The sequence below is a fragment of the Gaiella sp. genome, from assembly GCF_057140465.1.
This window is the reverse complement of the sequence record NZ_DBNHWK010000040.1, coordinates 1-11693: the sequence shown is the minus strand read 5'-3', so window position 1 is coordinate 11693 and position 11693 is coordinate 1. Positions and strand designations below refer to the sequence as shown.

General features: G+C 72.4%; 13 protein-coding genes and 2 pseudogenes. 5 read left to right on the top strand and 10 right to left on the bottom strand.

Translation table 11 applies throughout. The features are described from left to right. Positions 1–643 (bottom strand): annotated as a pseudogene (locus tag AC162C_RS05900) (hypothetical protein); the annotation flags it as partial. 180 nt (positions 644–823) lie between these two features. Between AC162C_RS05900 and dnaX the strand changes: the two are divergent. From dnaX to AC162C_RS05875, 5 genes are all read left to right on the top strand, one after another. Beyond that, the gene (gene dnaX / locus AC162C_RS05895; protein WP_484096740.1) at positions 824–2461 is read left to right on the top strand and encodes a DNA polymerase III subunit gamma/tau; all 1638 of its coding nucleotides are present in this window, start codon (positions 824–826) and stop codon (positions 2459–2461) included. Beyond that, positions 2458–2778, top strand: a complete 321-nt coding sequence (locus tag AC162C_RS05890; RefSeq protein ID WP_462975222.1) for a YbaB/EbfC family nucleoid-associated protein — start codon at positions 2458–2460, stop codon at positions 2776–2778. The genes dnaX and AC162C_RS05890 overlap by 4 nt, the downstream gene beginning before the upstream one ends. An 81-nt stretch (positions 2779–2859) precedes the next feature. Then, positions 2860–3450, top strand: coding sequence for a recombination mediator RecR (gene recR / locus AC162C_RS05885; RefSeq protein ID WP_484096739.1), 591 nt, complete (start codon positions 2860–2862; stop codon positions 3448–3450). Positions 3451–3499: 49 nt separating this feature from the next. After that, the gene (locus AC162C_RS05880) at positions 3500–4108 is read left to right on the top strand and encodes an amino acid kinase family protein (protein ID WP_484096738.1); all 609 of its coding nucleotides are present in this window, start codon (positions 3500–3502) and stop codon (positions 4106–4108) included. Beyond that, positions 4105–5076: an aspartate-semialdehyde dehydrogenase gene (locus tag AC162C_RS05875; protein ID WP_484096737.1), complete on the top strand. Its 972-nt coding sequence runs from the start codon at positions 4105–4107 to the stop codon at positions 5074–5076. Before AC162C_RS05880 ends, AC162C_RS05875 begins: the two co-directional genes overlap by 4 nt. Here AC162C_RS05875 and AC162C_RS05870 read toward each other — a convergent pair. The 9 genes and pseudogenes from AC162C_RS05870 to AC162C_RS05830 form a co-directional block, all read right to left on the bottom strand. After that, complete coding sequence (locus AC162C_RS05870) at positions 5073–5252, bottom strand: hypothetical protein (RefSeq protein ID WP_484096736.1); 180 nt, start codon at positions 5250–5252, stop codon at positions 5073–5075. The two genes, AC162C_RS05875 and AC162C_RS05870, sit on opposite strands and share 4 nt — an antisense overlap. Beyond that, positions 5233–5376 (bottom strand): hypothetical protein, encoded by a 144-nt coding sequence (locus AC162C_RS05865; RefSeq protein ID WP_484096735.1) that lies wholly within the window; start codon positions 5374–5376, stop codon positions 5233–5235. Before AC162C_RS05865 ends, AC162C_RS05870 begins: the two co-directional genes overlap by 20 nt. Before the next feature lie 43 nt (positions 5377–5419). Then, entirely contained in the window at positions 5420–6034 is a 615-nt protein-coding gene (locus AC162C_RS05860) for a hypothetical protein (RefSeq protein ID WP_462974846.1), read from the bottom strand. Beyond that, positions 6031–6342, bottom strand: a complete 312-nt coding sequence (locus tag AC162C_RS05855; protein WP_484096734.1) for an Asp23/Gls24 family envelope stress response protein — start codon at positions 6340–6342, stop codon at positions 6031–6033. Before AC162C_RS05855 ends, AC162C_RS05860 begins: the two co-directional genes overlap by 4 nt. 10 nt (positions 6343–6352) lie before the next feature. Further along, positions 6353–7195 carry a metallophosphoesterase gene (locus AC162C_RS05850; protein WP_484096733.1) on the bottom strand — a complete coding sequence of 281 codons (843 nt, stop codon included), beginning with the start codon at positions 7193–7195 and terminating at the stop codon, positions 6353–6355. A gap of 80 nt (positions 7196–7275) precedes the next feature. Further along, positions 7276–8157, bottom strand: coding sequence for a CoB--CoM heterodisulfide reductase iron-sulfur subunit B family protein (locus tag AC162C_RS05845; protein WP_484096732.1), 882 nt, complete (start codon positions 8155–8157; stop codon positions 7276–7278). Beyond that, positions 8154–9248: a succinate dehydrogenase/fumarate reductase iron-sulfur subunit gene (locus tag AC162C_RS05840; RefSeq protein ID WP_484096731.1), complete on the bottom strand. Its 1095-nt coding sequence runs from the start codon at positions 9246–9248 to the stop codon at positions 8154–8156. Before AC162C_RS05840 ends, AC162C_RS05845 begins: the two co-directional genes overlap by 4 nt. 4 nt (positions 9249–9252) lie before the next feature. Then, positions 9253–10953 (bottom strand): annotated as a pseudogene (locus tag AC162C_RS05835) (FAD-binding protein). A gap of 169 nt (positions 10954–11122) precedes the next feature. Then, a partial coding sequence (locus AC162C_RS05830; protein ID WP_484096730.1) for a hypothetical protein occupies positions 11123–11693 on the bottom strand: 571 nt, incomplete at its 5' end.

Sequence of the window (11693 nt, the reverse complement as noted above, 5' to 3'; positions counted from 1 at the left end):
GACCTCGCGCGAAGGCGTAGAGCCCGTTCGACTGGCCCCAGACGAGCGCTGCGGGGCGGCGATCGAGCGACTCCGCGAGCGCGTCGACGACTTCGGGGCCCGCGAGCGTGCGCGAGGGCACGAGCGTCACGTTCGTGAGCGCGGAGGCAAGACGGCGGCGGAGACTCGCCGTCGAGGGCGAGGCCGCGAGCCAGACGCGCCGCTCACCGGGGGCTACGCCCAGCCACCCGTTGCAGCGGCGGTCGTCGGCGTCAGACCACGCGATCATCTCGCGGGGCCAGAGCCCCTCGACCGGCGTCCCGGTCGATCCCGAGCTCGCGCACCGGAGCCCGTGTCGGCCGGGGACACGCAGGCCGTCGACTCCGAGACGCTGCAGGTCGCCGCGCTCCAGCGGCGGGAGCGCCGCGACGTCCTCCACCGAGCGCACGTCGGAGGGCACGAGCCCCGCGGCCCGCATCCGCTCGTCGTGGAACGGCACGGCCGCCGCGGCGTCGAGCACGTTGCGCAAGGCCGCCACGCGCAGCTCCTCCATGCGCTCCGGCTCCCACCACTGGCTCTCCCGGAGCACGGCGAGGGCCCGCCCCGGCCGGGCCGGATGCGCCGCGAGCACGGCTCGCGCTACGAACTGCCGGGCATCGACCATGCCACCCCAGCCTTATCGCCGCCGGCCCGCATGTCCACCCGTCGCGACCGGATGGCCGACGCCGTTCGCCGATCGGAGCGGGGCCCAACCGGACGACACGGTGGCCTCGAACGGGGTATCCGTGGGCAGGCACCGGCCCGGCGACACCCCGGCACGGCCGGGTCCTGCGACAATCGCCGGGTGACCGCCCTGTATCGGAAGTACCGCCCCCAGGACTTCTCCGAGGTGGTGGGGCAGGAGGCGATCGTCCGCACCCTGCGGAACGCGATCGACGGGGACAAGCTGCGGCAGGCGTACCTGTTCGCCGGGCCGCGCGGCACCGGGAAGACGTCGATGGCGCGGATCCTCGCGAAGGCGCTCAACTGCGCGCACGGCCCGACGACGACGCCCGACAACTCGTGCAACGTGTGCATCGCGATCGCCGCCGGCACGTCACTCGACGTCGTGGAGATGGACGCCGCGTCGCAGCGCGGCATCGACGACATCCGCGAGATCCGCGAGCGGGTCGTCCTGCAGCCGGCGCAGGGCCGCTACAAGGTCTACATCCTCGACGAGGCCCACCAGCTCACCGACGCCGCCTGGAACGCGCTGCTGAAGCTGATCGAGGAGCCGCCGCCCCACCTCCTGTTCGTCTTCTGCACGACCGACCTCGCGAAGGTGCTCCCCACCGTGCGCTCGCGCTGCCAGACGTTCGTGTTCCAGCGGCCGCGGCTCCAGGAGCTCGTCACGCTCCTGCGCCGCGTCGCCGACGGCGAGGGAATCGAGGCGCCCGACGCGGCACTCGCGCTCGTCGCGCGGGGCTCCCGCGGCTCGTTCCGCGACGCGGTGTCGACGCTCGACCAGCTGAGCGCCGCCACGGAGGGACGGGTCGGCGTCCAGGACGTGCTCCAGCTCGTGGGCTCGGTCGAGGAGGACGCGCTGTTCCGGATCTGCGACACGATCGTCGACCGCGACGCGGCCGGCGCCCTCGTCACCGTCGAGGAGCTGTCCGAGCAGGGGCAGGACCTCGGCCGCCTCGTCACCGACCTGATCGAGCACCTGCGGCACCTCCTCCTCGTGCAGCACGTCGGGCACGTCCCCGAGTCGCTCCCCGTCACCGAGGAGACGCGTGACCGGCTCCGTGAGCAGGCGAACCAGCTCCCCGAGCCGACGGTGCTGCGCCTCATCGACCTCCTCGCCGTCGCCGTCGACGACCTGCGCCAGGGCGGCGACCCCCGGCTGCCGCTCGAGCTCGCGCTCGTCAAGGTCACCCGCCCGCACGCCGACCTCTCGCGCGAGTCGCTTGCCCATCGGGTCGAGGTGCTAGAAGAACGACTTCATGCCGGGCCGACGGCCGCGGTGTCGCGGGCCCCCTCCCCCGTCCCCGCGCCCGCGGCCGGCCCGGCGCCAGCAGCCGACCCCCCGCCCGCGCAGACGCGCGAGGCGGGAGACGATCCCGCCGACGACGGCCATCCACTCGAGCTCGAGCAGCTACAGGACGCATGGACGCGGAGCGTGCTCCCCGCCGTCCGGGAGCGGTCGATCCCCGTCGCGACGCTGCTCGGCGAGGCGCGCCCGGTCGCCCTCGCGGACGACACGGTGACGATCGAGTTCGTGCACGCGGCGGAGTTCCACCGCAAGCAGCTCGAGGACCAACGCAACCTCGAGCTCCTGCGGGAGGCCCTGCACGAGGTCACGGGGAGACGGCTCACCGTGCGCACGAGCCGGAGTGAGACCGGCGACGGCGGCGGTGAGGCGATCGCCGAGGAGCCGCTCTCCGAGGAGGACGTCCTCTCCCTGCTCAAGGACACGTTCGACGCAACGGAGGTCGAGGAATGAAGATGGACATGAACGCGCTGATGAAGCAGGCCCAGCAGATGCAGGAGCAGATGCTGCAGGCCCAGGAGGAGGCGAAGCAGATCGTCTCCGAGGCGTCGGCGGGAGGCGGCATGGTCACCGTGAAGGCCAACGGTGGCGGCGAGCTCGTCGAGGTGCGGATCGACGCGCGGGCGATCGACCCCGACGACCCCGAGATGCTCGCCGACATGGTGCTCGCCGCCGCCAACGAGGCGATCCGCGCGGCCCAGGAGGCCGTCGAGGCGAAGCTCCGGAGCCAGCTGCCCGACCTGGGCGGGCTCGGGCTGCCCGGCCTCTAGGGCGCTCACCGGGCGACCCGCGGCCGACTGCACGGCTGGCCGCACGGCCGGATGTCCGCAGCGGACGGCTACGCTCCGCGGATGCTGAGCCCTGCCGTCGACAACCTCGTCGCGCAGCTCACCCGCCTTCCCGGTATCGGCACGCGGACCGCGCAGCGACTCGCGTTCCACCTGCTCTCGGTGCCGAAGGAGGAGGCGGTCGCCCTCGCCGGGGCGATCACCGAGGTCAAGGAGCGCGTCCGCTTCTGCAGCGAGTGCGGGAACCTCACCGAGGAGGAGCTCTGTGCGATCTGCACCGACCCCCGCCGCGATCGGAGTGTGATCTGCGTCGTCGAGCAGCCCGTGGACGTCGTCTCCGTCGAGCGCACACACGAGTTCCGGGGGCTGTACCACGTGCTCGGCGGGGCGCTCTCTCCACTCGACGGCGTCGATCCCGGGGACCTGCGCATCAGGGGCCTGCTCGACCGGGTCGCCCACGGCGGCGTCGAGGAGGTCGTCCTCGCGACCAACCCGACGATGACCGGCGAGGCGACGGCCGCGTACCTCGCCGACCGCCTGCGTGACCGGGTCACCGTGACACGGCTCGCGAGCGGCCTGCCCGTCGGCGGCGACCTCGAGTACGCCGACGAGGTCACGCTCGGCCGCGCACTCGCCGGACGCCGCCCGGCCTGAGGGGCGGACGGGAGCCCGGGATCGCCGGGGCCCCCTCTAGACTCGTGCCGTGAGCACCGCAAGGGCGCCGGTCGTCGTGATCGCGTTCGACGGACGCGCACTCGCCGACCCACGTCGGATCCGCACGGCAGCAGCCCGGCTCGCGTCGGTGCAGGAGGACGGCAACCACGTCGTCGCGGTGCTCTCCGCGATGGGCGATGCGACCGACGAGCTGCTGCGGCTCGCGCACGACGTCTCACCGGCGCCGCTGCCCCGCGAGCTCGACCTGCTGGTGACGACCGGGGCGCGCATCAGCTGCGCGCTGACGGCGATGGCGCTGATCGACCTCGGCCGTCGCGCCGTCTCCCTGACGGGGTCGCAGGCCGGGATCGTCACCGACGAGGCGCACGGGTCGGCGACGATCCTCGAGGTCCGCCCGCACCGCATCGAGCGCGAGCTCCTCGTGGGTGCGATCGTGCTCGTCGCCAACCACCAGGGCGTCTCGACGGCGTCGGAGGTGACCGCGCTCGAGCAGGCGAACGCCGGCGCGACCGCGACCGCGATCGCCTCCGCACTCGGCGCGGGCCGCTGCGAGCTCGTCGCCGGCGATCCCTCCGTCGAGGGGATCGACCTCGGCTCGTCGCCGGTCGACCCGCTTCGGCTACAACACGCCATGTGACTGCCACCCGGATCGGCGTGATCGGCGCGACGGGCGCCGTCGGCACGATCACGCTCGGCCTCCTCGCCGAGCGAGGGTACGACCACGTCCGGGCGTTCGCCTCCGCCCGCTCCGCGGGCGGCCGGGTGCGCTTCGGCGACACCGAGCTCCTGGTGGAGGAGGCGACCCCGGAGGCGCTCGGCGCCGGCGACCTCGACCTCTGCCTGTTCTCGGTCGGCACGTCGGCGAGCCGTGCGCTCGTGCCGCACGCCGCAGCCGCGGGGGCGCTGTGCGTCGACAAGTCGTCCGCGTACCGGCTCGTCGACGGGTACCCGCTCGTCGTGCCCGAGGTGAACGGAGGGCGTGTGCACGACGCGCTCGACCGGGACCGGATCGTCGCCAACCCCAACTGCTGCACGATCCCGCTCACCTGCGTGCTCAAGCCGTTGCACGAGGCGGCCGGGCTCGCCCGCGTCCACGTCGCCACATACCAGTCCGTGTCGGGAGCGGGCGCGCAGCGCATGGAGCAGCTCCGGGGCGAGGAGGCCGCCGAGCACGACCTCGTCATGGACTGGTCGTGGGAGGGCGACGAGTCGGACGAGGAGGCGAAGCTCCGCGCGGAGACGCGGAAGATCCTCGAGCAGCCGGAGCTCCCGATCTCGGCGACGTGCGTGCGCGTCCCCGTGATGGTCGGGCACTCCGAGGCCGTCTGGGTGGAGCTCCAGGAGGACATCTCCGCCGACAGCGCGGTCGAGGCGCTCCGCGAGGCCCCCGGGGTGCGCGTTCTCGAGCTGCCGTCGTTCCCCACGCCGGCGGCCGCCGCGGGCACGGACGACGTGCTCGTCGGCCGCGTCCGCAAGGACACGGCGTCGGAGCACGGCATCGCGCTCTACCTCTCGTGCGACAACCTCCGCAAGGGGGCGGCGCTCAACGCGATCCAGATCGCGGAGCTGATGCTCGCGGGCGCCGCCGAGCGCGCGGCCGCCTAGGCGGCCCGACGCCCGAGCAGCCCGAACGTCAGCCGGTGGAGTCGGGCCCTGCGACGCTCGTCCGCCGCGATCCGCTCCGCGTGACGCCGATCGCCGCGCTCGATCGACTCGGCGAGGCGTCGGCGCGCCTCACGCCACTCCGCCCGCAGCTCCGGGTCAATCCCCTTCCCGGCCATCGTCCACCTCCAGCTCGTCGAGGATCCGGTCGAGCTCGACGTCGATGCCCATGACCATCGCGGCGAGCGCCCGCCAGTCGTGCCATTCGACGATCAGCGGTCTCGATCGACGCCGCTTCCACACGAGCCCATCGTGCCAGCGGCCCCCGGGCGGCGCCAGACGTCCGCTACGGACGGGGCGCGGGCTCCGGCGCGGGCGAGAACGCCTCCTGCACCACGCGCAGGACGCGCGCCCGCGTCCCTTCCTCGACGGGCTGCAGCCCGCCCAGCTCGAGCCGGCAGAGCTCGACCCGGCCCTGTCGCCGCACGGTGAGGAAGCCGAAGTCGTCGAGGAAGTCGCGCGGGAAGACCGTCCGGTGCCGCCGGATCCTCGCCTCCCCCTCCTGGTCCGGCGGGTACCGGTAGGCGAACGCCTCCAGCGCGGCCGCTCCGCGGTCCCGGGCCTCGCCGATCGCCGCCAGCAGCAGCGACTTCTCGACCCACTCCGCTCCGCCGTCGGACACGTAGGCACACGTGACGAGCACGGCGTCGTCGGAGGCCGGCCCGGCCGGGAGGTCGGCGGCCCGGGGGAAGAGCGACGACGGCCCGTACTGCATCGCTCCGACCGTCCGTCCGTCGTCGATGTACACGCTCCCCCACTCGCCGAACTCCTCCTCCGCGCGCTCCGCCCACCGTGGCTTCGACGCGGTCTTGTTCCCGCGTGACTGCCACCAGACACAGTCCTGGCAGACGCCGGGCGCAGCCGCGAGCGTGCCGCGGGTGAGCCCCACGACCTGCATCACGCGTCGGTCGGCGGCGGCCCGATCTCGTCCACGACGACGTCGACGCTCACCGGTGCGACGTCCGCCATCCGCTCGAGGTACTCGGCCACGCGCTGCTGCACGGCTCCCCCGACCTCGGGGACGTTCGCGCCCCACTCGAGGCACAGGTGCAGCTCGACCGCGACCGCTCCGTCCTCCGTGGTGACCTTGATGCCTCGAGGGCGGTGCAGCGCCCCCTCGGCGAGGCCGCGGACTCCCGTGACCCCGCGCGCGGCGTCCGCGGCGTATGAGCCCAGGATCTCGGACGAGATCGACGAGTGCCCTTCCACCTCCGCGAGTCTACTCCGAGCCGGGGCCGGCGCCGCCGTGCACGGGCCGCGCCCGGAGAACGATCTCGGTCGCCTCCGGTCGCGAGAAGAAGCGGAAGGGGACGAACGTCGTCCCGAGCCCCGGGGACACGTGCATCACGCCGCCCGGTGTGTCGTAGAGGCCCGCGACGTACCGGGCCCTGGGGTGCGCCAGCGTCACGCGCCGCCCGGGCACCGGCAGGCTGATCTGCCCCGCATGCAGGTGCCCGGCGAGCACGAGGTGGAAGGCGCCTTCCGGGAGCCGCCGTGCGATCCCCGGGAAGTGGCAGAGGAGGATCCGCAGGCCGGCCGCTCCGTCGACGAGCTCCCACGGCCGCGCCTCGCCGCGGGGATAGCTCTCCGCGTCGACGCCGACGAGCTGCGCGACGACGCCGTCGCGCTCGAAGGTCGTGGACTCGTCGCGGAGCAGCACGGCGAGGTCGGCCAGGTCGTCGAGCTCGGCCTTCCGCGAGAACGGGTCGCGCGTGACGGCGACGTCGTGATTGCCGAGGACGACGAGCGGGCGGTCGAGCCGCGCGAGCAGCGCGCGGAACCGCCGTTCGCCGCGGGGGTGCGACACGAGGTCGCCCGTCACGCAGACGAGGTCCGGCCGGCGCTGCTCGACCCAGGCCACGGCCCGCTCGACCGCGGCCTGCCCGCGAGACGGCGGGCCGAGGTGGAAGTCGGACAGGTGCGCGATGCGGAGGCCGTCGAACGCGGCCGGGAGCCCGGCGATCTCGACGTGCACGACACGCGTGCGCAGCCAGCCGGCCTCGAACCACCCCCAGGCGGCGCCGACGGCGAGGAGCACGGCGAGAGCGACGACGACGGCCATCCCGGAACGCTACTCGCGCGCTGCACGTGCGACACGGCGCCCGGCGGACGGCCACGTCGAGCCGAGGTGGCGGCCCCGGGTCAGATGGAGAGCTTCTCGAGCATGGGCTGCACGGAGACGACGTGCCGCCTGAACTTCAGCTCGGCGTCCTCGAGGCCGGCGGCGACGCCGATCAGCTGCGAGAGGTGCAGGATCGGCATCTGGAAGTCCTTGCCCGTGGCCTTCTTCAGCTTGGACTGCCAGGCGTCGAGCGACAGGTGGCAGAGCGGGCACGGGGTGACGATCGCGTCGGCGCCGGCCTCCTTCGCCTGCTCGATCGGCTGGACGAGCTCTGCGAGCGCGGTCTCCTCGCGGGCCTGGATGATCGGGAAGCCGCAGCACTTCACCTTCGCCGGGTAGTCGACCGGGTCGCCGCCGCAGGCGGTGATGATGCGCTCGAGGGAGTCGGGCTTGTTCGGGTCCTCGAACCCGAGGAGCTTCGACGGCCGCAGGATCTGGCACCCGTAGAACGGGGCGATCTTGAGCCCGCGGAGCCCCTTGTGCGCGACCGTCGTCAGGGTGTCGAAGCTCTCCCCGGCGACGAGCCAGAGGAAGTGCATCACCTCGACGCCGCCCTCGTAGCGGGGCACGCCGACCGACTCGAGGTTCTCGTTCACGCGCTCGAGCAGCGCCGCGTCGTTCTGGAGCTGGTGGTTGGCCTGGCGCAGGTTCAGGGTGCACACGTTGCAGACGGTCATCAGGGTGTCGCACCCCGTCTCCTCCGCGTAGGCGAGGATCCGCGCGTTCAGGTGGAGGTAGTAGTCGGGCTCCGCCTCGTGGATGTCACCGGCGCCGCAGCAGGTGACCGACTCGAGCTCGACGAGCTCGTACCCGATCTTCGGTGCGAGCGCACGCGTCGAGATGTCGAGCTCCTTCGCCGAGAGGCTGGCGAGACACCCCTTGTAGTAGGCGACGGACTTCACGACGCGGCCTCCTCCTTCTCGCTGGGCAGGTAGGGACGGGGCGCCGACGTCGGCTCGTCGTAGGGGTCGCGGTCGGACGCGCCCCCGGCGTGGTGCTCGAGGTGCATCAGCGCCTTCTCGCCCTGCACGATCCCGGCCGCGCCGTCGCGATCCTGACCCTTGACGAGGTCGTAGAGCGCCCGCGACTCGCCGACGTCGGCTGCGACGTGCGGCGGGAACGGCGGGGGAACCTTGCCCTTCGGGAGCAGCGACATCGCGAACTTGATCTCCTTGATCGACTTCACGATCCCCTGGGTCTTCGGGACGAGCTCCGTCTCGCGGAGCCACCCCGTGGTCTTCGCGGACGTCACGAACCACTTCGCGTGACGCGCGCCCATGTCGCGGTCGATGCCGTTGCGCATCGCCTCCGCGCCGAGCTTCGCGATCGCGTCGCGCGGGTCGACGCCCTTGGGGCAGCGCTCGTTGCAGAAGTAGCAGCGCGTGCAGTCCCAGATCCCGTGCTCCTCCGAGTAGCGCTCGAGCCGCTCGATCGTCGCGCCGTCGCGCGCGTCGCCGACGAAGCGGAAGCCCTTGGCGAGCGCGGCCGGGCCGAGGAAGTCGGGGTCGGACTCCATCGAGTTGCACTCGGAGACGCAGCAGCCGCAGTTGATGCAGAGCGACTCCTTGTGGATCACGTCCATCTGCGGCTGCGAGACGACGTTCTCCCGCTCCTCGGCCTCGTCGTAGCGCGGCTGCAGGTACGGCTCGACGGCGCGCATCTTCCCCCAGAAGGGATCCATGTCGACGACGAGGTCCTTCACGACGGGGAGGTTCCCCATCGCCGAGATCACCGGGACGTGACCGTCGGCCGCGATGTCCGCGATCCGGATCTTGCAGGCGAGCACCGCGCCGCCGTCGACGCGCATCCCGCACGACCCGCAGATCATCATCCGGCAGCTCTTCCGGTACGCGAGCGAGCCGTCGACACGGTCCTTGACCACGTCGAGCGTGTCGAGCAGCGTCGCCTCGTCCGAGACGTCCACCTCGTACTCGCGCAGCGCGCGGTCCCCGGTCGAGGCGTCGTAGCGCCAGATCTTGAGAGCTACCTGCATCACGTCAGTATTTCCTCTCCATCGGCTCCCACCTCGTCATCCGGACCTCCCTGTACGAGAGCTCCGGCCCGTCATCCACCCAGCGCGAGATCGAGTGCTTGAGGAAGTTCTCGTCGTCGCGGTCGGGGAAGTCGGTCGGCCGGGAGTGGGCGCCGCGGCTCTCCGTGCGCGCGACGCCGGCCTGGAGCATGCAGGCGGCGAGGTCGAGCAGGTAGCCGAGCTCGATCGCCTGGGTGAGGTCGGAGTTGAAGACGTCGCCCTTGTCCTCGACGACGACGCCGCGCTCGTAGCGCTCGCGGAGCCCGGCGATCACCTCGACCTGGCGGTCCATCTTGTCCGGGTAGCGGAAGACGCCGAAGTTCTCGAGCATCGACTGGCCGAGCTCGTCACGGATCTGCCACGGGCGCTCACCGTCGCCGTTCGCGAGCAGGCCCTCGACCCACCTCTCGGCGTCGGCGCGTGCCGCCTCGCCGTGCCCGTTCGCCGAGCCGCCCGAGGACAGCGCCGCCTCGGCGGCGGCCTGGCCGGCCCGCCGGCCGAACGTGATCGTCTCCATCAGCGAGTTCCCCCCGAGCCGGTTCGCGCCGTGCACCGACACGCAGGCGACCTCGCCGGCGGCGTACAGCCCGTCGACCTCGGTCAGCCCCCAGTTGTCCGCCTCGACGCCGCCCATGTGGTAGTGCGCGCCCGGGCGCACGGGGATCGGGTCGTAGATCGGGTCGACGCTGGCGTAGGTGATCGCGAGCTCGCGCGACCCGGGGAGCCGGGTGAGGATCTTCTCCGCCCCGAGGTGGCGCAGGTCGAGCAGCACCGAACCGTTGATGCCGCGCCCCGCCTCGATCTCCGTCGTCTCCGAGCGCGACACGACGTCGCGCGAGGCGAGCTCGAGCGCGTTCGGCGCGTAGCGCTGCATGAAGCGCTCGCCCTCCTTGTTGATCAGGTAACCGCCCTCGCCCCGGCAGCCCTCGGTGATGAGGATGCCGCTCGGGTACATCGTCGTCGGGTGGAACTGCATGAACTCCATGTCCTTCAGCGGGAGCCCGGCGCGGAGCGCCATCGCCATCCCGTCGCCCGTGCAGGCGTAGGCGTTGGTGGTCGCCCGGAAGAGGCGGCCGGCGCCTCCGGTGGCGAGGATCACGGACTTCCCGGTGAGCAGCTTCACGCCGCCGTGCATCAGGTCCCAGCAGATGACCCCCGTGCAGCGGCCGTCCTCGATCACGAGCCGGAACGCGAAGTACTCCTCGTAGACCTCCATCCCCTCGTCCATCCGCCGCTGCAGCTGCTCGTACAGCACCTGGATCAGGACGTGGCCGGTGATGTCGGCCGCGTACACCGTGCGCGGCGACCCGGCGGCGCCGAACGGGCGCTGCGCGAGCCTGCCCTCGTCGTTCCGCGAGAAGACGCAGCCCCAGTGCTCGAGCTGGTAGATGTCGCCCGGCGCCTCGGCGGTGAAGATCTCGATCGCGTCCTGGTCGCCGAGGTAGTCGGACCCCTTGACGGTGTCGAACGCGTGCGTCTCGGGGCTGTCCTCGGCGGTGTTCCCGAGCGCCGCGTTGATGCCCCCCTACGCCGCGCCGGAGTGGCTGCGCGTCGTATGGAGCTTGGAGATGACACCGACGCTGGCGCCCCGGTCGTGCGCCTCGATCGCCGCCCGCATCCCCGCGCAGCCGGCCCCGACGACGAGGACGTCGTGTGTCGCCTCCATCTCGACGGACGCTACCGGATCGCGGCGGAGCACCGTGTGTCCAACGTTGCGTGCTCTCGGCAGTGGCGACCATCCGATCGCTCGACGTCGTCGACGGAGGCCGCCGCCCCGAGCTGAGTGCTCGTCGGGGCGGCGGCCTCGAGACGCACGACGGCGCCGGGGCCCTCGCCTACCGCTGGATCTTCGCCGACCAGTTGGTCTGGTTCTGACACGTGTAGGTCGTGCCCTCGTAGTCGAAGCGGGCCATGAACGTCAGTGGCCCCCTGACGTTCCCCGCGGTGTCGAACGTGCCCTTCACCTGGCTGCCGGTGAGCTCGCCTCTCGTCACGTCGTACGTGAACGACAGGTCGGGCCCGATCGGCACCGTGCTGCCGAGCGTGATCGAGAGCCGGAAGCGCGAGTCCGGCTGGCACGTCACGATCTGCTCGAACTTCCCGTTCGTGACGAACTGCTGTGCGTCCCTCTGCACCACGTCGAGGCAGATGCCCCCACCGGAGTCCGTGAACCCACAGTAGGTCCCGGTCAGGGCCTGCGGCGCGGGCGGCGGAGGCGGCGCCGGCGGCTCGGGCGGCGGCGGCGACTCGGGCGGAGGAGGAGGTGGCGGTGCGGGGCCGGTTCGCTTCACGACCTCGCAGTCGGCGGCCACCTTCTCCGTCGCGTCGGCGACCACCGTGTCCTTGCCGGGGCCGCACGAGAACCAATCGCTCCCCGGGCCGCCGTTGAGGTAGTCGTTGCCGGCT

Coding starts and splice junctions, on each gene's coding strand:
- AC162C_RS05890 (WP_462975222.1), top strand. CDS start 2,458: ATGAAGATGGACATGAACGCGCTGATGAAGCAGGCCCAGCAGATGCAG.
- recR (WP_484096739.1), top strand. CDS start 2,860: ATGCTGAGCCCTGCCGTCGACAACCTCGTCGCGCAGCTCACCCGCCTT.
- AC162C_RS05870 (WP_484096736.1), bottom strand. CDS start 5,252: ATGGCCGGGAAGGGGATTGACCCGGAGCTGCGGGCGGAGTGGCGTGAG.
- AC162C_RS05850 (WP_484096733.1), bottom strand. CDS start 7,195: ATGGCCGTCGTCGTCGCTCTCGCCGTGCTCCTCGCCGTCGGCGCCGCC.
- AC162C_RS05840 (WP_484096731.1), bottom strand. CDS start 9,248: ATGCAGGTAGCTCTCAAGATCTGGCGCTACGACGCCTCGACCGGGGAC.